19 protein-coding genes and 1 pseudogene are annotated in these 20,761 nt (G+C 66.6%); 3 read left to right on the top strand and 17 right to left on the bottom strand.

The features are described from left to right. Nucleotides 1-141 precede the first annotated feature (141 nt). Nucleotides 142-768: a bifunctional 4-hydroxy-2-oxoglutarate aldolase/2-dehydro-3-deoxy-phosphogluconate aldolase gene (gene eda, locus SY91_RS05455; protein ID WP_023477707.1), complete on the bottom strand. Its 627-nt coding sequence runs from the start codon at nt 766-768 to the stop codon at nt 142-144. A gap of 19 nt (nt 769-787) precedes the next feature. Next, entirely contained in the window at nt 788-2,644 is a 1,857-nt protein-coding gene (gene edd / locus SY91_RS05450; RefSeq protein WP_023477708.1) for a phosphogluconate dehydratase, read from the bottom strand. Nucleotides 2,645-2,938: 294 nt separating this feature from the next. Between edd and SY91_RS05445 the strand changes: the two genes are divergently transcribed. Then, entirely contained in the window at nt 2,939-3,787 is an 849-nt protein-coding gene (locus tag SY91_RS05445; RefSeq protein ID WP_006476919.1) for a MurR/RpiR family transcriptional regulator, read from the top strand. A gap of 94 nt (nt 3,788-3,881) precedes the next feature. On the opposite strand, the gene SY91_RS05440 is transcribed toward SY91_RS05445, so the two are convergent. The 11 genes and pseudogenes from SY91_RS05440 to SY91_RS05390 all read right to left on the bottom strand — a co-directional run bounded on the left by SY91_RS05440 (nt 3,882) and on the right by SY91_RS05390 (nt 15,246). Then, nucleotides 3,882-4,304 carry a CopD family protein gene (locus tag SY91_RS05440; RefSeq protein WP_023477709.1) on the bottom strand — a complete coding sequence of 141 codons (423 nt, stop codon included), beginning with the start codon at nt 4,302-4,304 and terminating at the stop codon, nt 3,882-3,884. 3 nt (nt 4,305-4,307) lie between these two features. Continuing rightward, nucleotides 4,308-4,922: a hypothetical protein gene (locus SY91_RS05435; protein ID WP_185921102.1), complete on the bottom strand. Its 615-nt coding sequence runs from the start codon at nt 4,920-4,922 to the stop codon at nt 4,308-4,310. A gap of 11 nt (nt 4,923-4,933) precedes the next feature. Next, a complete protein-coding gene (locus SY91_RS05430; protein WP_023477710.1) occupies nt 4,934-6,337 on the bottom strand; it encodes an AAA family ATPase in 1,404 nt (467 codons plus the stop codon). A 21-nt stretch (nt 6,338-6,358) separates the two neighbouring features. Continuing rightward, entirely contained in the window at nt 6,359-7,630 is a 1,272-nt protein-coding gene (locus SY91_RS05425) for a glutamate-5-semialdehyde dehydrogenase (RefSeq protein WP_023477711.1), read from the bottom strand. A gap of 209 nt (nt 7,631-7,839) precedes the next feature. Continuing rightward, nucleotides 7,840-8,933, bottom strand: a pseudogene (gene holA / locus SY91_RS05420) (DNA polymerase III subunit delta). An 18-nt stretch (nt 8,934-8,951) separates the two neighbouring features. Further along, entirely contained in the window at nt 8,952-9,503 is a 552-nt protein-coding gene (lptE, locus tag SY91_RS05415; protein ID WP_006483412.1) for an LPS assembly lipoprotein LptE, read from the bottom strand. Nucleotides 9,504-9,541: 38 nt separating this feature from the next. After that, a complete protein-coding gene (leuS, locus tag SY91_RS05410; protein WP_006476924.1) occupies nt 9,542-12,136 on the bottom strand; it encodes a leucine--tRNA ligase in 2,595 nt (864 codons plus the stop codon). A 294-nt stretch (nt 12,137-12,430) separates the two neighbouring features. Beyond that, nucleotides 12,431-12,874, bottom strand: a complete 444-nt coding sequence (locus tag SY91_RS05405) for an ExbD/TolR family protein (RefSeq protein WP_185921101.1) — start codon at nt 12,872-12,874, stop codon at nt 12,431-12,433. Nucleotides 12,875-12,898: 24 nt separating this feature from the next. Next, nucleotides 12,899-13,567 carry a MotA/TolQ/ExbB proton channel family protein gene (locus tag SY91_RS05400; RefSeq protein WP_023478171.1) on the bottom strand — a complete coding sequence of 223 codons (669 nt, stop codon included), beginning with the start codon at nt 13,565-13,567 and terminating at the stop codon, nt 12,899-12,901. A gap of 18 nt (nt 13,568-13,585) precedes the next feature. After that, nucleotides 13,586-14,383, bottom strand: a complete 798-nt coding sequence (gene dapB / locus SY91_RS05395; RefSeq protein WP_011544568.1) for a 4-hydroxy-tetrahydrodipicolinate reductase — start codon at nt 14,381-14,383, stop codon at nt 13,586-13,588. A gap of 65 nt (nt 14,384-14,448) precedes the next feature. Next, nucleotides 14,449-15,246, bottom strand: coding sequence for an outer membrane protein assembly factor BamE (locus SY91_RS05390; protein WP_062884119.1), 798 nt, complete (start codon nt 15,244-15,246; stop codon nt 14,449-14,451). Between the two features lie 141 nt (nt 15,247-15,387). On the opposite strand from SY91_RS05390, the gene fur reads away from it, so the two are divergent. Continuing rightward, a complete protein-coding gene (gene fur / locus SY91_RS05385; RefSeq protein ID WP_006400349.1) occupies nt 15,388-15,816 on the top strand; it encodes a ferric iron uptake transcriptional regulator in 429 nt (142 codons plus the stop codon). A 93-nt stretch (nt 15,817-15,909) separates the two neighbouring features. On the opposite strand, the gene SY91_RS05380 is transcribed toward fur, so the two are convergent. The 3 genes from SY91_RS05380 to SY91_RS05370 form a co-directional block, all read right to left on the bottom strand. Further along, nucleotides 15,910-16,443 carry an ureidoglycolate lyase gene (locus SY91_RS05380; RefSeq protein WP_185921100.1) on the bottom strand — a complete coding sequence of 178 codons (534 nt, stop codon included), beginning with the start codon at nt 16,441-16,443 and terminating at the stop codon, nt 15,910-15,912. Nucleotides 16,444-16,457: 14 nt separating this feature from the next. Beyond that, nucleotides 16,458-17,465 carry an allantoicase gene (alc, locus tag SY91_RS05375; RefSeq protein WP_104012445.1) on the bottom strand — a complete coding sequence of 336 codons (1,008 nt, stop codon included), beginning with the start codon at nt 17,463-17,465 and terminating at the stop codon, nt 16,458-16,460. A 104-nt stretch (nt 17,466-17,569) separates the two neighbouring features. Further along, a complete protein-coding gene (locus SY91_RS05370; protein ID WP_023475575.1) occupies nt 17,570-18,889 on the bottom strand; it encodes a C4-dicarboxylate transporter DctA in 1,320 nt (439 codons plus the stop codon). A 210-nt stretch (nt 18,890-19,099) separates the two neighbouring features. Between SY91_RS05370 and SY91_RS05365 the strand changes: the two genes are divergently transcribed. Continuing rightward, the gene (locus tag SY91_RS05365; RefSeq protein WP_012327888.1) at nt 19,100-19,822 is read left to right on the top strand and encodes a FadR/GntR family transcriptional regulator; all 723 of its coding nucleotides are present in this window, start codon (nt 19,100-19,102) and stop codon (nt 19,820-19,822) included. 42 nt (nt 19,823-19,864) lie between these two features. Here the strand turns inward: SY91_RS05365 and cynR are convergent, their stop codons facing one another. Beyond that, nucleotides 19,865-20,755 (bottom strand): transcriptional regulator CynR, encoded by an 891-nt coding sequence (cynR, locus tag SY91_RS05360; protein ID WP_043887120.1) that lies wholly within the window; start codon nt 20,753-20,755, stop codon nt 19,865-19,867. Nucleotides 20,756-20,761: the final 6 nt, after the last annotated feature.

The raw sequence follows: 20,761 nt of genomic DNA, 5'->3' as shown, positions 1-20,761 counted from the left end.
GGGGGTACCCCCCCGTCAGGACGCTGAATTTTACTTATCTTTGCGATCCGCGGATAGAACCGGTTCCATCAGCAAAAACCCTCGGTAAAACAAGCACTAACGCTTGCTTTCCGAGGGCTGAACCGTCATCTGGTACAAGTCTTAACGGGGCAGCTGGCTCGCTGCTTGCGCGAGGCGCGTGACTTCGGCCCAATCCTGCGCGGCGAGCGCGGCCTTCGGCGTGAGCCACGAGCCGCCGACGCACACGACGTTCGGCAGTTTCAGGAAGTTCGGCGCGGTATCGACCGTGATGCCGCCGGTCGGGCAGAACTTCAGCGCCGGGAACGGGCCATGGAACGCCTGCAGCATCGGCACGCCGCCCGCCTGCTGCGCGGGGAAGAACTTCACGATCTCGTAACCGAATTCGAGCGCCTGGATGATGTCGCTCGGCGTCATCACGCCCGGCAGCAGCGGCAGGCCGGCGTCGAGCGACGCGAGGTGCAGCTCCTTCGTCAGGCCCGGCGACACCCCGAACTTCGCGCCCGCACGCTTGGCCTGCGCGCAGTGCTCGGGCTTCGTGATCGTGCCGACGCCGACGACGATGTCGTCCGCGAGCTGGCTCGCGCGCTGGATCGCGTCCAGCCCGGCCGGCGTGCGCAGCGTGATCTCGAGCACCTTCACGCCGCCCGCGTGCAATGCACGCGACACGTTTTCGCCCTGCTCGACCGAGTCGAAGGCGAGCACCGGAATGACCGGGCCCAGCTTCACGATTTCAGCAATCGTCTTCATTGAATTGGCTCCTTGAAATTCATGCGGCGACGTGGGCGGCCGTTTCGCCGACCAGCGTCCCGAAAACCGATGCGCCCTGCTCGGCCGGCGCCGCGGCCGCGCGGAACACGCCGAACAGTTCGCGCCCGAAACCGACTTCGTTCTCGGCCTGGTGCCGCGGCTGCGCGACCGGGCGCGCGTGCCACTCGGCGTCGTCGACCTCGATGTCGAGCACGCCGGCTTCAGCGTCGATCACGAGCATGTCGCCCGTCTTCACCTTGCCGATCGGGCCGGCCAGCAGCGCCTCCGGCGACACGTGGATCACGGCCGGCACCTTGCCCGATGCGCCCGACATGCGGCCGTCGGTCACCAGCGCGACGTGGAAGCCCTGATCCTGCAGCACGCCGAGCAGCGGCGTCAAACGGTGCAGCTCGGGCATGCCGTTGGCGCGCGCGCCCTGGAAGCGCACCACCGCGACGAAATCGCGCTTCAGCTCGCCGCGATCGAACGCTTCCTGCACGGCTTCCTGCGAGTCGAACACGATCGCGGGCGCCGTCACCTTGCGGTGCTCGGGCGCGACCGCCGAGATCTTGATCACGCCGCGGCCGAGCCGGCCCTGCATCAGGCGCAGGCCGCCGTCCGGCTGGAACGGCTCGCGAATGCCGCGCAGCACCTTCGTGTCGTGGCTCTCGGCCGCGCCGTCGACCCACGTCAGCTTGCCGTCGATCAGCTTCGGCTCCTTCGTGTAGTGCGCAAGCCCCTTGCCTGCGACCGTCGTCACGTCCTCGTGCAGCAGCCCGCCTTCGAGCAGGTTGCGTACCAGGAACGCGACACCGCCCGCCGCGTGGAAATGGTTCACGTCGGCCTTGCCGTTCGGGTAGATCTTCGCGAGCAGCGGCACGACGGCAGACAGCTCGTCGAAGTCGTTCCAGTCGATCAGGATGCCGGCCGCGCGCGCGATCGCGACCAAGTGCAGCGTGTGGTTGGTCGAGCCGCCCGTCGCGAGCAGCGCGACGATGCCGTTGACGATCGCCTTTTCGTCGATCACATGGCCGATCGGCGTGTAGTGGCCGCGCTCGACGGTCAGGTCGAGCACGCGGCGCGCGGCTTCGGCCGTCAGCGCGGTGCGCAGCGGCGTGTGCGGGTGAACGAAAGCCGAACCCGGCAGGTGCAACCCCATCAGCTCCATCAGCATCTGGTTGCTGTTCGCGGTGCCGTAGAACGTGCAGGTGCCGTGGCCGTGATATGCAGCCGATTCGGCTTCGAGCAGCGCGTCGCGGCCGACCTGGCCGGTCGCGAACTGCTGGCGGATCTTCGCCTTGTCGTCGTTCGACAGGCCGCTCGTCATCGGGCCGGCCGGCACGAAGATCGTCGGCAGGTGGCCGAACTGCAGCGCGCCGATCAAGAGGCCCGGCACGATCTTGTCGCAGATGCCGAGGCAGAGCGCCGCGTCGAACATGTTGTGCGTGAGCGCGATCGCCGTGCCCATCGCGATCGCTTCGCGCGAGAACAGCGACAGCTCCATCCCCGGGTTGCCCTGCGTGACGCCGTCGCACATCGCCGGCACGCCGCCCGCGAACTGCGCGACCCCGCCGTTTTCACGCGCGGCCGCCTTGATGATCTCGGGGAAATCCTTGTACGGCGCGTGCGCGGACAGCATCTCGTTGTACGAGGACACGATGCCGATGTTCGGCTCGCGAATCGCCTTGATCGCGAACTTGTCGTTGCCCTCGAGGCCCGCGAAGCCGTGCGCGAGGTTCGCGCACGACAGCGCGCCGCGTGCCGGGAACTTGCCTTGCGCGCCGTCGATGCGCTGCAGATAGGCGGAACGGGTCGATTGGCTGCGGGCGATCACGCGTTCGGTGACCTTCGCCAAAGTGGGGTGCAGCGACGTCATGCTGGGCGCTCCTGTATGCCGGCCGACACCGGCGGTTGGAATCGTGGGGACGGTCGAGCTTCGTCGATCGAACGAAGGCAGTCTAGTAGAAAAACTACAAGCACGCAATGCTGATTAGCGCGCCCGCAACCGCCATTCCCGCTACCAGCAAGGCTTTAATCAGTGAAAACCCTAATTAGCGTCGCTAACCTCGCATCGAAACCATTGCAATTGCGCTAGTATTTTCATGTAGATTTTCTACAATTCGATTGCGATACACTCGCTCATCCGAACCCGATTTCCACGTGCCGTCCCATGCTGCCTCGCATTGAAGCGATCCGCGCCGAGTTGCGCCCGTCCGAGCGCAAGCTCGCCGACTACATCCTCGCCGCGCCGCGCGAGGTGCTCGACCTCGCGATGACCGAGCTGTCGATGCGCGCCGGCGTCAGCCAGCCGACCATCGCGCGCTTCTGCCAGGCGCTCGGCTGCAGCGGCTTTCGCGAATTCAAGATCCGGCTCGCGCAGAGCGTCGCGCCGGGCGTGTCGTCGGTGTATCGCGACGTCGAGCCGAACGAACCGGCGCCCGGCATCATCGGCAAGGTGTTCGACCGCACGATCGGCGCGCTGATCGAGGTGCGCAACAGCCTGTCCGCCGGCAGCGTCGCCGACGCGATCGCGCTGCTGTCGAACGCGTCGCGCATCGAGTTCTACGGCGCCGGCGGCTCGGGCATCGCCGCGCAGGACATCCAGCACAAGTTCTTCCGGCTCGGCGTGCCGAGCGTCGCGTATTCGGACCCGCACACGTTCTCGATGTCGTCGGCGCTGCTCGGGCCGCACGACGTCGTCGTCGCGATCTCGAACACCGGCCGCACGCGCGACATCGTCGACGCCGCGCGCTCCGCGCTCGCGTGCGGCGCGAAAGTCGTCGCGATCACGCAGAGCCATTCGCCGCTCGCGAAGCTCGCGACGGTCAGCCTCGCGTCGAACGTCGCCGAGGAAACGGATGTGTTCTCGCCGATGACCTCGCGGATGTCGCATCTCGCGATCGGCGACATCCTCGCGGTCGGCGTCGCGCTGTCGCGCGGGCCGGCGCTGATGGAACGCGTCGGCCGCGCGAAGGAAGCGATCACGCGCAGGCGGATCGACGATCCGACGAAGGAGTAGCGGTTCGCGAAACGCCGCGCGTAAACGAACGACGGCGCCCCGAGGGGCGCCGTTGCGCATGATTCGACGGCGACGGTTTCGCCGGCCGCGCCGCTCAGAACGGCTTGATCACCACCAGCGCGACCGCCGCGAGCATGCCGAGCACCGGCAACTCGTTGAACACGCGATACCACTTGTCGGTGCGGCGGTTCTCGCCGCGCTCGAACACCTTCAGCAGGTGCCCGCAATACGCGTGATAGATGATCAGCAGCAGCACCACCGTCACCTTCGCGTGAATCCAGCCCTGCCCCTGGCCGATGCCGATCACGAGCCACAGCCACAGCCCGCACGCGAGCGCGGGCACCGCGATCATCGTCATGAAACGGAACAGCTTGCGCGCCATCAGCAGCAGGCGCCGCACCGCGGCCGGATCGGTCTCCATGGCCAGGTTCACGTAGATGCGCGGCAGGTAGAACAGCCCCGCGAACCACGCGGCGATCAGAACGACATGGAACGTCTTGACCCAGAGCATTGCCATCTACTACTCCTCAAACTCGCGAAACGTCGCAATAACATCCGCCTCAAATGCGCTAAAAGAGGGCAGCGGCCGCAAATGCGTAAAGTCCGGCGTCAACTCCGCGACTCTACTGCGACATAGCCCTTCGTTGATTGCACGGCGGGATGGGCGGTTCGACGCCTTACGCAATATTCGAAACAGCTCTTCTTTCGGATCCGGAAGCGACTCCCAACGATTTCGAGGCGGGATGTCCAGCGAAACGTTGCCGTTCGGATTCTCTGCAGCCCGCCGCAGAGCGGCTTCGTTCCCGAGCAGCCACGCCTCAGTCATCCGAACAGGAATGATCGGAATCCAGTAATCGACAAGATCGGCCAATTCCTCAGCCAATTGTTGGCGCCTTGTGTCGTAACCATCTCGCTCTGCATCGCGATGCACGAATAGCACATCGTATTCGTAAAGTACTCTCGCCTTAGCTATACGAGTTTGCAGTCCGGCTGCCGCTGGCGGCAAACCACTTCGAGCGAATTCGCCAATCGTCATCAAATCAGGAAAATGTTGATCGATAACCCAACGAATAATTGGTAGGAGCACGGCGTCCGAGCTCCCGTCTCCGAGAAGCGTGTAACGAATGAAATTCACGCGCCACCCGCTTACGAAAAGAGTTGCAACTGTTCACGCAACAACGCGCCAACTGTAGACCCTTGCTCCCCAGCGCCACCCTCGTCGGTATTGAGATAAGCCAGCAGCGTACTCAGCGAAGTTGTCTTCTGATCGGGCATCTTTTCTGCTCGCCATGTCTTAGCCAAAAAACCGAATGTACTAAACGTGGCGCCTTTTCGCCGATATTGCTGGCAAACAACAAGATCGTCAGCCTTCAATTCCTGCACCACCAACGGTGAATGTGTATTGATGATCACTTGGCGCAAAGGATTTTCTTCGCCCACTGGCCGATGGGGGTTAACCGCCATATCGCGCAATAATTGCGTCATAGCGCGAACCCTGGACGGATGAATCCCATTCTCCGGCTCCTCCAAGCAGATCACTCCACCCGCTAATGGATCTGCGTGGATAATCGCCAATGCGAGGAACCGTAGCGTGCCGTCGGAAAGCGCCTTCGCCGGATACCTTATTCCATCCTGATTCGTTAGGTAGAGCGTTTTCAGCTCCCGCCTGTCGTCGACTTCGACGGAAAGCTCCGCAACACCCGGAATAAGCTCAGACAACCGGTTGGCGACTTCAGAATCCTTGTTCAACGACTTGAGTGTGGCCGGCATGTGAGCGCCCGATGGAGCCACATGAATATCTGACGGCGTTGAAAAATCATCAGGTTGCCGGAGTGCGGACGGTTCAAGTTGCAACAACGCCCACGATTGCATCTCCCTTCGTGCAGCCAACGCTGTAGGCCTATCAATCGTATTGATGCCGCTTAAGGCGGTTCGCTCCATACCGAATGCTGGGATGCTCTCCGGTCGTCCTCTACTCGTGCCCGAATCCTGGTGAATCTTTACGGTTGCCTGACCGTCAGGAGATTTTTCTGTCGATATAAAATTCGACGTCTTCGTTCCACCCTTTACCGATTCCCAAAAATTATCGCCATGTGGAAACAGGTTTCGGCGAAAACCGCGTTTGGGAACATACTCAAGTACCTCATCGAGCAACTGAATCCGCTCACTCCCTGATTTCTCGTCCAAGGTGTAGCCAAGCGCAATCCGGTATCTCAGAAGCGTGACGTTGGGTGCTCCGTGGCGGCCAAAGTCATCGACAACGGCGCCGGGCGCCAAGAACTCAGCCTCGATTTCTAGCGCGTCAGCACTTCCGTCTCTGTATCTTGTAAAAATTGCCCCGACGGATCCGAAACGCTTACCGTCTCGATCTCTAACTCGGTTCGCCGCCGCGATGATCGGCATATCCGCCAAATCACATAAAAACACGATCGCATCAAAGAGATTGGATTTCCCCGCTCCGTTTGCTCCAGCAATGCAAGTAAATGGCCCGAAGTCGACAGTAACATCGTCGAGGCTTTTGAACCCCTTGACGCGAAGCCTTGTGAGCATGCAAACCTCTCCCGCTTAACGTTATTGACGGCCTTCGCCGTGCCCGAGCACCACGTACTTCAGCGACGTGAGCCCTTCCAGGCCGACCGGACCGCGTGCGTGCAGCTTGTCGTTCGAGATGCCGATTTCCGCGCCGAGACCGAATTCGAAGCCATCCGCGAAACGCGTCGACGCATTGACCATCACGCTCGCCGAATCGACTTCGCGCAGGAACCGCATCGCGCGGTCGTGATCCTCGGTGACGATCGCATCCGTGTGATGCGAGCCGTAATGGTTGATGTGCTCGATCGCGACGTCGAGGCCGTCGACGACCTTGATCGCGAGCACCGGTGCCAGATATTCGGTATGCCAGTCTTCTTCCGTCGCGTCGACGAGCGGGCCGACGCCCGCATCGGCGAGCACCGCGCGCGCGGCCGCGTCGACGCGCAGCTCGACCTGCTTGTCGCGATACAGCTTGCTGAGCGGCGGCAGCAGCTTCGCGGCGATGCCGCTCGCGACGAGCAGCGTCTCCATCGTGTTGCAGGTGCCGTAGCGGTGCGTCTTCGCGTTGTCGCAGACGGTCAGCGCCTTGTCGAGATCGGCGCGATCGTCGACGTACACGTGGCAGATGCCGTCGAGGTGCTTGATCATCGGCACGCGCGCCTCGTTGATCAGCCGTTCGATCAGGCTCTTGCCGCCGCGCGGCACGATCACGTCGACGTATTCGGTCATCGTGATCAGCTTGCCGACCGCCGCGCGATCGGCCGTCGCGACGACCTGCACCGCGTCCTGCGGCAGGCCGGCCGCCTCGAGCCCTTCGCCGATCAGCTTCGCGAGCGCCGCGTTCGATTCGAGCGCCTCGGAGCCGCCGCGCAGGATCGTCGCGTTGCCCGATTTCAGGCACAGCGCGGCCGCGTCGATCGTCACGTTCGGGCGCGACTCGTAGATGATGCCGATCACGCCGAGCGGCACGCGCATCTGGCCGACCTGGATTCCGCTCGGGCGGAACTTGAGGTTGCCGATCTCGCCGATCGGATCGGCCAGCGACGCGACCTGGCGCAGCCCCTCGACCATCGTGTTCAGCGCCTTGTCCGACAGCGTCAGGCGGTCGACGAACGCCGCATCGAGCCCCTTTTCACGGGCACGGGCGACGTCGCGCGCATTCGCGTCCTTCAGCGCCTGCGCATCGCGTTCGATCGCGCGGGCCACGGCGTCGAGCGCCGCGTTCTTCGCGGCCGTGCTGGCGCGCGCCATCGCGCGGGAAGCGTGCCGGGCGCGACGGCCCAGGTCGGTCATGTACTGATCGATATCCATCGTGTGACTCGAGAAGCGAGCCGCGCGGGGCGGCATGAATTCGTGGGGAAGCGGGGGACGGCCACCCGGGACGGCCACCCGGGACGGCCATCCCGGGGTGACGATCTGCGGGGACAGCCGTCCGTGCAGGGCAGCGGCCGATATGCCGCGCCAGCTATCGAAGCATTGTAAGCGGGTTGCGCAGCGCGCGCTGAAGGCCCGAACGGGACTTAGCGTCGCACGCGACCCGCGGTCGGCGGTCGTTCGCCGCGGGCGCCCGCGACCGTCATCGCGAGCTGGAACAGCCCGTCCCACGGGTCGGGCGGAGGTTCGTCCTGCGTGCGGCGGCCCGGCGTGATGGCCGTGAGCCCCTTCACCTGCCGGTCGAGCTTCGCGGCGAATGCGAGCGCCTTTTCGAGCACCGCTTCCGACACGCGGTTCAGCGCGGGCGCGATCAGCCGCTCGCGCGGCCCCACACGCGGTTCTCGCGCAGCAGCGTCGCGAGCGGCTTGCCGGCCGTCGTGCCGCGCTTGATCCGCAGCAGCGTGCGCAATTCCTCGACGACGGCCCACATCACGAGCACGATCGCCTCGCCCTCGCCCTTCAGCCCGTCGATCATCCGCGCGAGCCGCGCGGCGTCGCCGGCGAGCATCGCTTCGTTCAGCTTGAACACGTCGTAGCGCGCGACGTTCAGCACCGCGTCGTGCACCTGCTCGAACGACAGCGCGCCCTGCGGATACAGCAGCCCGAGCTTCTGGATTTCCTGGTGCGCGGCGAGCAGGTTGCCCTCGACACGCTCCGCGATGAACTGCAGCGCGCGGCGCCCGTCGTCGCCGGGTGCGACGCGCTGGCCCTGCATCGACAGGCGCTGGCCGATCCAGTTCGGCAGTTGCGCGCGATCGACCGGATCGATCTTCAGCGCGACGCCGCCGTTCTGCAGCGCGGTGAACCACGCGGATTTCTGCGTGGCCGCGTCGAGGCGCGGCAACGTGACGAGCATCAGCGCGTCGGGATTGGGTGTGGCCGCAAGCGTCTTCAACGCGTCGGCGCCTTCCTTGCCGGGCTTGCCCGACGGAATGCGCAGCTCGATCAGCTGACGTTCGCCGAACAGCGACATCGCCTGGGTCGCGCCGAGCAGCACGCTCCAATCGAAGCCGCGCTCGACCGTATGCACCGAACGCTCGGTAAAGCCGGCCGCGCGCGCGGCCGCACGAATGCGGTCGCACGCTTCCTGCGCGAGCAGCGGCTCGTCGCCGTACACGGTATAGAGCCCGGCCAACCCCTTCGCGAGGTGCGGCTCCAGCACATCAAGTCGCAATTGCATCGCTGCGTGCGCCCGCGATCAGAGCGGCGGCGGCGGCAGCGGCGCGCGCGGCGCCACGCCCGGCACCACGTCCTCCGGCGCCGGCGTCAGCGAGTGGACGATCGCGAGACGCCGCATCAGCTGGTCGACCGCGTCGTTCTGCATGTCGCCGTACAGGATGTCGGCTTCCTGCGCCTTCGCGTTCGTGTACTGGTCGCTGTACGTCATCGCGCGGTTCAGCGCGATCGCGCTCGGCGGGATCAGCACGGTGCCGTCCTTGCTCGTCAGCGTGTAGTTCAGCGTGTAGAACAGCGCGTACTCCTGCGCGGAGCCGTACTTGTTGAGCGTCAGCGTGTTCTGGCCACGCGACTCCCACATGCGCAGCACGGCGTCGGCGTCGTCCGCCGACTTGACGATCTTCGTGTCACTGCCGGCCTGGACGAGGCGCGTGAGCCGCGCCTCGACGGGCGCCGGCGCACCGGCCACGAACAGGTGCTTGAACGCGTAGTCCTGCTGGCCGCGCAACTGGAAGCCGCATGCCGACAGCGCGACCGCGCTGCCGACGAGCATCAAAAACGATCTGCGGATCACCTTCGCTCCTTCTGGGTACGTCCGACGGCCGGCGGCCGTCAGACGACGATGTTCACGAGGCGGCCCGGCACGACGACGATCTTCTTCGCCGGCTTGCCGTCGCTGAATTTCGCGAATGCCTCGTCGGCCACCGCCGCCGCTTCGATCGCGTCGCGGCTCGCGTCCTTCGCGACCTTCAGCGCGCCGCGCACCTTGCCGTTCACCTGCAGCACGAGTTCGATCTCGGCCTGCTCGAGCGCGGCCTCGTCGACCTTCGGCCACGGCGCATCGAGCAGCGGGCCGAATTCGTCCGCGTAGCCGAGCGTCTTCCACAGCTCGAACGTGACGTGCGGCACGACCGGGTACAGCACGCGCAGCAGCACGCCGTACGTCTCGCGCAGCACGGCGGGCGTCGCGCCCTTCGCGCCGTCGATCGCGTTCAGCATCTTCATCGCGGCCGACACGACCGTGTTGTACTGCAGGCGCTGGTAGTCGAAATCGGCCTGCTTCAGCACGCTGTAGATCTCGCGGCGCAACGCCTTGTCGGCATCGCCGAGCGTCGCGGCGTCGAAACCGGCGCGCGCGGCGAGCGCTTCGCGGTTGCCGTAGCCGAAGCTCCACACGCGGCGCAGGAAGCGGCTCGCGCCCTCGACGCCCGCGCCCGACCACTCGAGCTGCTGCTCGGGCGGTGCGGCGAACATCGTGAACAGACGCGCGGTATCGGCGCCGTACTGGTCGATCAGCAGTTGCGGATCGACGCCGTTGTTCTTCGACTTCGACATCTTCTCGATGCCGCCGAGCACGACCGGCTGTCCGTCCGCGTTCAGCGTCGCGCCGACCGGGCGGCCCTTGTCGTCGTGCGTGACCGTCACGTCGAGCGGGTTGTACCAGGTCTTCTTGCCCGCCGCGTCCTCGCGGTAGTACGTCTCGTTCAGCACCATCCCCTGCGTGAGCAGGTTCTTCGCCGGCTCGCCGAACTTCACGAGGCCGAGGTCGCGCATCACCTTGGTCCAGAAGCGCGAATACAGCAGGTGCAGGATCGCGTGCTCGATGCCGCCGATGTACTGATCCATCGGCATCCAGTAGTCGGTGCGCGCATCGACCATCGTCTCGGCGTCCGGCGCCGTGTAGCGCGAGAAGTACCACGACGAATCGACGAAGGTGTCCATCGTGTCGGTTTCGCGCTTCGCGGCCGCGCCACACTTCGGGCACGTACAGTTCAGGAACGCTTCCGACTTCGCGAGCGGGTTGCCCGAGCCGTCCGGCACGAGGTCTTCCGGCAGCACGACCGGCAGATCCTGCTCCGGCACCGGCACGTCGCCGCACGACGGGCAGTGAATGATCGGGATCGGCGTGCCCCAGTAGCGCTGGCGCGACACGCCCCAGTCGCGCAGGCGCCACGTGACCTGCTTGTCGCCGAAGCCGCCGGCCTTCAGGTCGGCCGCGACCGCGTCGACCGCTTCCGCGTAGCGCAGGCCGTCGTACTTGCCGCTGTTCACGCAGACCGCGGTTTCCTTGTCGCCGTACCACTCCTGCCATGCGTCGAGCGAGTACGTCTGCCCTTCGCTCGCGATCACCTGCCTGATCGGCAGGTCGTATTTCTTCGCGAACGCGAAATCGCGCTCGTCGTGGCCCGGCACGCCCATCACCGCGCCTTCGCCATAGCTCATCAGCACGTAGTTGCCGATCCACACCTCGACCGGCTCGCCGGTCAGCGGGTGCTTGACCGAGAAGCCGGTCGCGACGCCCTTCTTCTCCATCGTCGCGACGTCGGCTTCGGCAACGCCGCCGCGCTTGCATTCCTCGATGAACGCGAGCAGTTCCGGCTTGTCCTGCGCGAGGCGCGTGGCGAGCGGGTGCTCGGCCGCGATCGCGCAGAACGTGACGCCCATGATCGTGTCGGCGCGCGTCGTGAACACGCGCAGCAGCTTCTGCTCGCCGTCGAGTTCGTACGGGAAGCCGAAGTTCACGCCGAAGCTCTTGCCGATCCAGTTCTGCTGCATGATCTTCACGCGCTCGGGCCAGCCGAGGCCGTCGAGATCGTTCAGCAGCTCATCCGCGTACTGCGTGATGCGCAGGTAGTACATCGGGATCTCGCGCTTCTCGACGAGCGCGCCCGAGCGCCAGCCGCGGCCGTCGATCACCTGCTCGTTCGCGAGCACGGTCTGGTCGACCGGGTCCCAGTTCACGGTGCCCGTCTTCTTGTACGCGATGCCCTTCTCGAGCATCTTCAGGAACAGCCACTGGTTCCACTTGTAGTAGTCGGGCTTGCACGTCGCGATTTCGCGCGACCAGTCGATCGCGAGGCCCATCGACTGCATCTGGCCCTTCATGTAGTCGATGTTGTCGTAGGTCCACTTCGCGGGCGGCACGCCGTTCGCCATCGCGGCGTTCTCGGCCGGCATCCCGAACGCATCCCAGCCCATCGGCATCAGCGTGTTGTAGCCGTTCATCCGCAGATAGCGGTACATCACGTCGTTGATCGTGTAGTTGCGCACGTGACCCATGTGCAGCTTGCCGGACGGGTACGGCAGCATCGATACGCAGTAGAACTTCGGCTTCTGCGAATCTTCCTTCGTCTTGTAGGCATCGGCTGCGCGCCAGTCGCCCTGGGCGGCGGCTTCGACGTCGGCGGGTACGTATCTCTCGTGCATGGTGTGGTTCGGGCTAGGCTTTAAGCGGCGCGACGGCTCGCGCGCAGGATTGGATCGAAAATCGTGCTGGCCCGGCGGCGCTGCAGGTTCGCTGTGGCGGGACCTGTTCGGGGTGTCCGGATATTTTCCGGGTTGCCTGGAAAATGCCGGGTTACCTGGAAAGAAACCTGCCAGCCGGGAAAAACAATGATTATACCGTCAGCGCCGGTGCATCCGGCCGGTCTTGCGGCGTGCGGCCCGACCCGGCGACAGCGAGAATTTGCCTGATGACCGGCGCGGCGGCCCGGCGGCGCGTCAGGGTTTCGCGCCGGCTGGGGCACCCGCCGGCGGCACGTCGGTCACGAAGCCGATCCGCGTGAGGCCTGCGGCCTGCGCGGCGCCCATCACCTGCGCGATCACGTCGTAGCGCGTCGCGCGCGACGCACGCAGCCGCAGCTCGGGCGGCGCGGCGCCCGCGGCGGCGGCCTTGAACCGCGCGGGCAGCGCGTCGAGCGCCACCGGTGCGTCGTCCCAGTAGAGCTTGCCCGCGTCGTCGATCGACAGGGTGACGGATTGCGGCGTGTCGCGAACGACACTCGCCGCGACCTTTGGCAGGTCGAGCCGGATCGCGTGCGTCATCAGCGGCGCGGTGATGATGAAGATGACGAGCAGCACGAGCATCACGTCGATCAGCGGCGTCATGTTGATCTCCGCCATCGGCGCGGACGTCTTGTGGTGCTCGAGCCCGCCGAATGCCATGGTCGTTCCTCCGGAGCCGGCGCGTCAGGCGCCCTGCGCGCACACGAAGACGTGCAGATCGCGTGCGAAGCCGTCGAGTTCCTCGGCGAGTTGCCGGACGAGCCGGCCGAGGATGTTGTACGCGAGCACCGCGGGAATCGCGACGACCAGCCCGAACGCGGTCATGATCAGCGCCTCGCCGACCGGCCCCGCGACGTTCTCGATCTGCGCCTGCCCGCTCGCGGCGATGCTGCCGAGTGCGTGATAGATGCCCCACACGGTGCCGAGCAGCCCGACGAACGGCGCGGTGCTGCCGATCGACGCAAGCAGCACCTGGCCGAATTCGAGGCGCCGCTGCGAGCGCAGCATCGCGTGACGCAACGCGCGCAGCACGCGTTCGCTACGCTCGACGCGCGCGGCCAGCGCGGTGGGGTCGTGGTCGTCGGCCGCATCGCGCGCGGCTTCGGCGAGCGGCACGAACACGCGCTCGCGATCGGCGCCGGCCAGCGCGGCGATACCCGCGTCGAGCGACGGCGCGCGCCAGAACGCGGCAAGCGCGCGCGGCCCCTGCCGCTTCGCGCGGACCAGCAGCCAGGCTTTCATGAAGAGGAAGCACCAGCTGGCGACCGACATCGCCAGCAGCACATAGGAGACGGCGTGCGTGATCGCATCGCCGCTTTCGAGGTAGTGGACAACGCCGGTGGGAATCGCCATCGGAGTTTCCTCGCGGTGTCAGCGCAGGCCGAGCACGTCCTGCATGTCGAACAGGCCGGCGCCGCGCGCCGACAGGAAGCGCACCGCCCGCAACGCGCCCTGCGCGTACGACACGCGGCTCGACGACTTGTGCGTGATCTCGATGCGCTCGCCGATCCCGGCGAACAGCACGGTGTGGTCGCCGACGATGTCGCCGCCGCGCACCGCGGCAAAGCCGATCGACGACGGGTCGCGCTCGCCCGTCACGCCGTGGCGGCCGTACACCGCGCAGTCGTCGAGCGAGCGGCCGAGCGCGCCGGCGACGGCTTCGCCCATCATCAGCGCGGTGCCCGACGGCGCATCGACCTTGTGGCGGTGATGCGCTTCGATGATCTCGATGTCGTAGCCGTGCGAGAAATGCTGCGCCGCGAATTCGAGCAGCTTCAGCGTGACGTTCACGCCGACGCTCATGTTCGCCGCGAACACGATGCCGATCCTGGCCGCCGCGGCCTGCAGGTCGGCCTTCTGCTCGGCGGTGAAGCCGGTCGTGCCGATCACGAGCTTCACGTCGTGGCGCAGCGCGGCCTCGATATGGGCCATCGTGCCTTCCGGACGCGTGAAATCGATCAGGTACTCGGCTTGCGCGAACACGGCGTCGAGGTCGTCGGTCAGCTTGACGCCGGTGTCCTTGCCGAGGAACGCGCCGGCGTCCTGCCCGAGGAACGGCGAACCGGCGCGGTCGAGCGCGCCGACGAGCTGCGCGTCGGCATCGTTGAGAACGGCTTCGATCAGCATCCGGCCCATTCGGCCCGATGCGCCGGCAATCGCAATCTTCATGGCTTTCTACACGACAAGTCTAAAGGCGGGCGGCGCATGCCGCCCCGTTTCCGCACGCCGGCCGCTTACTGCGCCGGTGCGGTGAGCGGCTGGTTCTGCAGGTTGTCCGAGCCTTGCGGGCCGACCGGCGGCGACGCTTCGTTCGACACGTTCGGCTGCGGCGGACGATGGAACTGGAACTGCGGCTGGATCGCCGGCGCGGCGCCCGGCGGCTGCCCGCCCGGCACCGGCGCGCCGCCCGAAGCCTGCGCGGCCGGCGTGAACCGGCGCGAACCCGAACCCTGCCCCGACACCTGGTTGGTCGCGCGGTTCGCCGCGCGCGCCGCCTGGGCGTTCGCATCCTGGTCGACCACCGCGCCGGACGCCGGCACCGTGGCCGGGCTCGCGGCAGCGGCAGCCTGCGCGGCGCTCGCGGCCGCAGCGGCTTCGGAAGCCTTCTTCGCCGCGGCAGCGGCCTTCGCCTTCTTGCCGCCGCGATCGCCGTCGATGTCGGCCAGCAGGTCGAGTTCGGACGGCAGGTTGTCGGCGCCGGTCCAGCTCGCGACGCGATCGCCGGAGAAGTTGACCACGAGGTCACGCTGCTGGACGATCGACGTCGAGCCGCGCTTGAAGTAGAAGAGGTAATCCCAGCGATCCGCGTGGAACATGTCCGCCAGCAGCGGCGTGCCGAGCAGCGCGCGGACCTGCTCGCGCGTCATGCCGGCCTGCAACTGTGCGGCTTTCTCCTGCGACACGAAGTTGCCCTGCACGACGGTGATCCGATACGGCGTGATGCTCTGCGCAATGCGCTGCGTCACGCTGTCGTACGACGAACAACCCGCCAGCGCGACAACGGCGGCGGCAGCGATGATGGCACTCCGCATGCGACTCCTCTGAAAGTGCGAAAGCGATTCTGGGATCATTTCCTTCACCGTGCTGGCCCGCGTGCAGGCCGCGCGTATATCTGGAACGGCGAAAAGCCGGTAACATTGAAGCCCTGCATTGTACTCTAGGGATGCCTAGCCATGACCAATCCGACGGATCTCAAGAATATCGGGCTAAAGGCCACCCTACCGCGCCTCAAGATTCTCGAGATCTTCCAGCAGAGCCCCGTGCGCCACCTGACGGCCGAAGACGTCTACCGCAACCTGCTCAACGAGCAGCTCGACATCGGGCTCGCCACCGTCTACCGCGTGCTGACGCAGTTCGAGCAGGCCGGTCTGCTGTCGCGCAGCAACTTCGAATCCGGCAAGGCGGTGTTCGAGCTGAACGAAGGTTCGCACCACGACCACCTCGTGTGCCTCGATTGCGGCCGCGTCGAGGAATTCTTCGACGCCGAGATCGAGAGCCGCCAGCAGGCGATCGCGAAGGAGCGCGGCTTCCGGCTCCAGGAGCATTCGCTCGCGATGTACGGTTCGTGCACGACCGAGAACTGTCCGCACCGCAAGCACTGAAGCGCGCCACCCGTACACGCAGCACGGCCCGGCCGGCATCTCGCCGCCCGGGCCGTGTGCTTTTTCGGCGCGCCTGCCGCGCGCCCGGCATGCTTACGAAAGCCCTTCGGCGCCCGCGCAGGCCGGCTCGAAATCGAGCGCCCACGCGCGTTCCAGCGGGATCTCGTCGCAGTTCGGCTGCGGGCCGCCGCGATCGACGATCACGAAATCGCTGACCGTGTCGAGCGCGAGCAGCGGATGGTGCCAGACGCCCTTCGCATAATTGACGCCCTGCCAGCCCTCGGCCAGGAACGCGCGCATCGCGTCGGGCCGGAATTCGCCGGCCGGCGCGACGACGATCGCGTAGCGCGACACGGCGGCCAGCGGGATGAACGCCTGGCTGCCGTGCGGATGACGCTCCATCAGCGTGACCGCGACCGGCAACGCGCGCGGCTGCGCGCGAAACACGCTGACGAGCGGCCGGCCGCCGTCCGCGCAGACGTCGATCGTCGCGAGATCGTGAAAGCGCTCGGTCGTGCCGCCGTTGATCGGGAAATGCCGCGCGCCTTCGAGCGCGATCACGTCGCCGAACGGCGCGAACGCTTCGCGGGTCAGGCGCTCGACGCGCAGGATCGGAGTTCCGCTCATGCCGCTGCCCTCCTTCAAGCCGGCTCGCCCCACAGACGCAGGCGCGACACGCCGCCGTCCGGGAAGATGTTGAAGCGCACGTGCGTGACGGGGCCGAGCGCCGCGAGCGCGTCGAACGTGTGGACGTGGTCCATCTGCAGCTTCTGCTCGCCGAGCAGTTCGGCCCAGAACATCGCCTGCGTGACGAGCGAATCGTCGGTGCCGCCCGTGACGTGCGCGGCCTGCAGCGAGCAGCGGTCGGGGAAATTGCCCTTGAAGAACGCCGTGTCGACCTCGACGCGCCGGATGATGCCCGGCCGCGCGAGCGCGACGATCGCCCAGTCGTTGCCGGGCTCGCGGCGGCGCCGCGTTTCCCAGCCGTCGCCCATGTTCACGCCGCGCCCCGGCATCAGCATCTGCGACGCCGGGCCGAAGTGCTGGTTGTTCGCGGCCACCAGATAACCGCCGTTCTCGATCGCCGCGAGATCGACGAGCTCGCCGGCCGGCACGTGGCGCCAGTCGCGCTGCGGCTGGCCGTACACGCGCAGCCGCGCGAGCCCGCCGTCCGGGTACAGGTTCACGCGCAGGTGCGTGACCGGCCGCGCGTCGTCGACGCTCACGTAGTGATGCGAATTGCCCTGCAGCGTCGTCGCGGGAACGATCGTGCGCCATTCGGCATCGTCCGGCGGCGTGTCGCCGTCCACCGCGCAGGCCTCGATCGACGCGGCCGGCGGGAAGTTGCCGGTGAAGTGGCTCGTATCGAGATCGACGCCGTAAATCACGCCCGGCCGCGCCAGACGCACCACGCAGAAGTCGTGGCCGGTCGTGCGCTTGCGGCGCGTTTCCCAGCCGTCCATCCACTTGCCGTGGTCGTCGTACTTGCCGGGAATGAACACGGCCGGCTCGGGATTGAGCATGCGCTCCTTCGGCGCGAAGAATTCGTCGCTGGCGAAGAGCGCCTGCGCGCCCAGGCGCGGATCGGCGAGGTTCATGTAGCGCCGCGTGAAAGCCGGCGCGTTCGGATCGAGGATGGGGGCTGCCATGTCGTCTCCATTATTTTGAGAAGCGCCGGCGCGTCATCACGCCGGTCGCAGGAAATTCGGTCGCGCGAGGCGGCCGGGGAAGCCGCGCCGCGCGCGTGTCGGGTTCAGAGCGCGTGGGCCTGATCGCCCGCGACCGGGGCGCCGCCGCCCGGCACATCGGCCACGTAGCGCAGCTCGCGGTTCAGCACGCGCTTCGCGCGGGCACGGTCGATGTCGTTCTCCCACACCGCGACCACTACCGTCGCGACACAGTTGCCGATCAGGTTGGTCAGCGCGCGGGCGATGCCGACGAACCAGTCGACCGGCAGGATCAGCACGAGGCCGAGCACCGGAATCGCGGGGATCGCCGACAGCGTCGCCGCGAGAATCACGATCGCCGAGCCGGGGATGCCGTGCGCGCCCTTCGACGTGACGAGCGACACGAGCAGCACGACGATCAGGTCGTGCGTGGACAGCGGCGTGTTGGTGGCCTGCGCGATGAACAGCACGGCGAGCGTCAGGTAGATCGAGAAGCCGTCGAGGTTGAACGAATAGCCGGTCGGGATCACGAGGCCGACCGTCGAATCCTTGATCCCCATGTATTCGAGCTTGCTCATCACCTGCGGCAGCACCGCGTCCGACGACGCCGTGCCGAGCACGATCGACAGTTCCTCGCGCAGGTAGCGGATCAGCTTGAACACCGAGAAGCCCGCGAGCCGCATCACCGCGCCGAGCACGACCGTGACGAACACGAAGCAGCTCAGGTAGAACACCGCGACCAGGTAGCCGAGCTGCTTGAGCGACGCGACGCCGTACTTGCCGGTCGTGAACGCGATCGCGCCGAGCACGCCGAGCGGCGCGAGCTTGATGATGAAGCCGATGATCTTGAAGAACACGTGCGACAGCTCCTCGATCAGGCTGTTCACGCGCTGCGCCTTGTCGCCGAGCAGCGACAGCGCGGAGCCGAACAGCACCGCGAACACGAGGATCTGCAGGATGTCGCCCTTCGCGAACGCGTCGATCGCGGTCTCGGGGATGATCTTCATCAGGTAGCCGGCCGTGTCCTTCAGGCTTTCGGCGTTCTTCGCGTACGTCGACAGCGATGCCGCGTCGAGCGAGCGCAGGTCGATGTTCATCCCGACGCCCGGGCGCGTGACCCACGCGAGCACGAGCCCGATGCCGAGCGCGAGCGTCGTCATCACCTCGAAGTAGACGACGGCCTTCAGGCCGACCCGGCCGACCTTCTTCAGATCGCCCGCATTGGCCATTCCGCTGACCACGACGCAGAACACGATCGGGCCGATCACCATCTTGATCAGCTTCAGGAAGCCGTCGCCGAGCGGTCGTAGCGACTCGGCGAAGTGCGGGAAGAACGCGCCGAGCGCGACCCCCAGTATCAATGCGACGACTACCCGGCCAAACAGCGAATTGAGGAATTTCGACACGGTGCTCTCCCGATCCAACGGTTGCAGTTTCGTCTGTTCATACTGGTAAGACCAGTGATGTTATGGTGGATAGTAGGAAGCCGATATAGTGGCGTCAAGGACGGACAAAATAGGGATTTCCCGCCCCTGCGCCCCGTTTGCGCGCCCCGCAAAGGGGCGGATCGTGGCTTTCCCGTAGGGTGGTCATGCACCGCCCGCGTGCGGATTACAATGCCGGTCAGACCGGCCATCGTTCACATCATGAAAAATGTTCCGCATACCGTGACCGACGCCGCCATCGCGACGATCCGCGACCGGATCGAGGCAGGCGTCTATCCGGTCGGCAGCCTGCTGCCGGCCCAGCGCCAGCTCTCCGAGGAGCTGGAGATCAGCCGCGCGTCGCTGCGCGAGGCGCTGTCGACGCTCGAGGCGCTCGGGATGCTGCGCATCCGCGCGGGCAAGGGCGTGTACGTCGAAAGCGCGCAGGCGTCCGCCGCGCATCCGTGGCAATTCGCCGAGCAGTCGTCCCCGCCCGATACGTACCAGATGCGCTATGCGCTCGAGGGCTTCGCCGCGCGGATGGCCGCGCACGTCGTCAGCGACGAAGACATCGCGTGGTTCGAGGACAATCTCGCCGACCTGCACGTCGCGCTGACCGAAAGCGCGCTCGACGAGGCATCGCGGCTCGATTTCGACTTCCACATGCGGATCATCCATCTGGCCGGCAACGCGGCGATCGAATCGATCCTGCGCAGCAGCGCGGACATCATGAAGGAAAGCCAGCGCATGCCGTTCTACCGGCGCGAACTGCTGCTGTCGACGTGGCACGAGCACCGCGCGATCGTCGACGCGCTGATCGCGCGCGATGCGGCCGCGGCCGGCACCGCGATCGAAACGCACATCGCGAACGCGGCGCAGCGCGCGGGCGTCTTCTTTCCGACGCCCGGCGCGTAATCCTCCCGCGCCGCCGCCCGGCCTTTCGCCCGGCCGGTCCGGTCACCGTTCCGACGGATCGCGATACGCGAGCACGCGCTCGATGAATGCGCGCGCCGCGACGCTGCGGTACGCGCCCTTGCGCGTGAGCAGCGCGGCCGTGCGCGTCGGCAACGGCGGATCGATCTCCAGCGCGCACAGGTCGCCGCTCTCGCGCGCGACCGCGTCGGGCAGCACCGTCGCGAGCCGGCCGCGCCGCACGAGTTCCAGCACCGAAGTAACCGTATTCGTCTCGATCGCGACCAACGGCCGCGCGCCGTGCTCGACGAAATACCGGTCGATGCGCTCGCGCGTCGCGAACGCGCGGCTCAGCAGCACCAGCGGCTCGCCGCCGAGCTCGGCCGGCGTGAGCGCACGGCGACGGCGCGCGAGACGATGCGTGCGGCCCGTCACCAGCGCGAGCGGCTCGTCCCACAGCGGCAGCGCTTCGATGTCCGGCGCACGCGGTGGCATGAACGCGAAGCCGGCGTCGAGCCGGTCGTCGGCGAGCAACGCCTCGATGCGCTCCTGCGGCATCGCGTCGATCGTCAGCGCGATGTTCGGATGGTCGGCATGGAATGCGTCGATCAGCGAGCCGCTCAGGTAGGCCGCGAAAGTCGGCATCATCGCGAGCCGCAACGAGCCGCTGCCAAGCTCGGCGACGTCGTGCAGCGCGCGCTGCCCGGTATCGAGCGCGTGCAGGGCGGCGCGCGCATGGCGTGCATAGACCTCGCCGAATTCGGTGAGCTGCACCGTGCGGCCCGAGCGGTCGAACAGCTGCACACCGAGCGTGTCCTCGAGCTGACGGATCTGCTGCGACAGCGTCGGCTGCGACACGTGCAGCGCGTCGGCCGCGCGCGTGAAGCTGCGCTGTTCGGCGACGGCAAGGAAATAGCGGATGTGGCGGAGAAGCATCGCGGC

It is taken from the genome of Burkholderia cenocepacia, from assembly GCF_014211915.1.
GTDB lineage: Bacteria > Pseudomonadota > Gammaproteobacteria > Burkholderiales > Burkholderiaceae > Burkholderia > Burkholderia orbicola.
Note: the sequence above shows the minus strand (reverse complement) of the source record. Positions and strands in the feature narration are given on the sequence as shown.

What these genes read in the sequence shown, in the direction of transcription:
- eda (WP_023477707.1), bottom strand. Translation starts at nt 768, where the DNA reads ATGAAGACGATTGCTGAAATCGTGAAGCTGGGCCCGGTCATTCCGGTG.
- edd (WP_023477708.1), bottom strand. Translation starts at nt 2,644, where the DNA reads ATGACGTCGCTGCACCCCACTTTGGCGAAGGTCACCGAACGCGTGATC.
- SY91_RS05445 (WP_006476919.1), top strand. Translation starts at nt 2,939, where the DNA reads ATGCTGCCTCGCATTGAAGCGATCCGCGCCGAGTTGCGCCCGTCCGAG.
- SY91_RS05440 (WP_023477709.1), bottom strand. Translation starts at nt 4,304, where the DNA reads ATGGCAATGCTCTGGGTCAAGACGTTCCATGTCGTTCTGATCGCCGCG.
- SY91_RS05430 (WP_023477710.1), bottom strand. Translation starts at nt 6,337, where the DNA reads ATGCTCACAAGGCTTCGCGTCAAGGGGTTCAAAAGCCTCGACGATGTT.
- SY91_RS05425 (WP_023477711.1), bottom strand. Translation starts at nt 7,630, where the DNA reads ATGGATATCGATCAGTACATGACCGACCTGGGCCGTCGCGCCCGGCAC.
- leuS (WP_006476924.1), bottom strand. Translation starts at nt 12,136, where the DNA reads ATGCACGAGAGATACGTACCCGCCGACGTCGAAGCCGCCGCCCAGGGC.
- SY91_RS05405 (WP_185921101.1), bottom strand. Translation starts at nt 12,874, where the DNA reads ATGGCATTCGGCGGGCTCGAGCACCACAAGACGTCCGCGCCGATGGCG.
- SY91_RS05400 (WP_023478171.1), bottom strand. Translation starts at nt 13,567, where the DNA reads ATGGCGATTCCCACCGGCGTTGTCCACTACCTCGAAAGCGGCGATGCG.
- dapB (WP_011544568.1), bottom strand. Translation starts at nt 14,383, where the DNA reads ATGAAGATTGCGATTGCCGGCGCATCGGGCCGAATGGGCCGGATGCTG.
- SY91_RS05390 (WP_062884119.1), bottom strand. Translation starts at nt 15,246, where the DNA reads ATGCGGAGTGCCATCATCGCTGCCGCCGCCGTTGTCGCGCTGGCGGGT.
- fur (WP_006400349.1), top strand. Translation starts at nt 15,388, where the DNA reads ATGACCAATCCGACGGATCTCAAGAATATCGGGCTAAAGGCCACCCTA.
- SY91_RS05380 (WP_185921100.1), bottom strand. Translation starts at nt 16,443, where the DNA reads ATGAGCGGAACTCCGATCCTGCGCGTCGAGCGCCTGACCCGCGAAGCG.
- alc (WP_104012445.1), bottom strand. Translation starts at nt 17,465, where the DNA reads ATGGCAGCCCCCATCCTCGATCCGAACGCGCCGGCTTTCACGCGGCGC.
- SY91_RS05365 (WP_012327888.1), top strand. Translation starts at nt 19,100, where the DNA reads ATGCCGGTCAGACCGGCCATCGTTCACATCATGAAAAATGTTCCGCAT.
- cynR (WP_043887120.1), bottom strand. Translation starts at nt 20,755, where the DNA reads ATGCTTCTCCGCCACATCCGCTATTTCCTTGCCGTCGCCGAACAGCGC.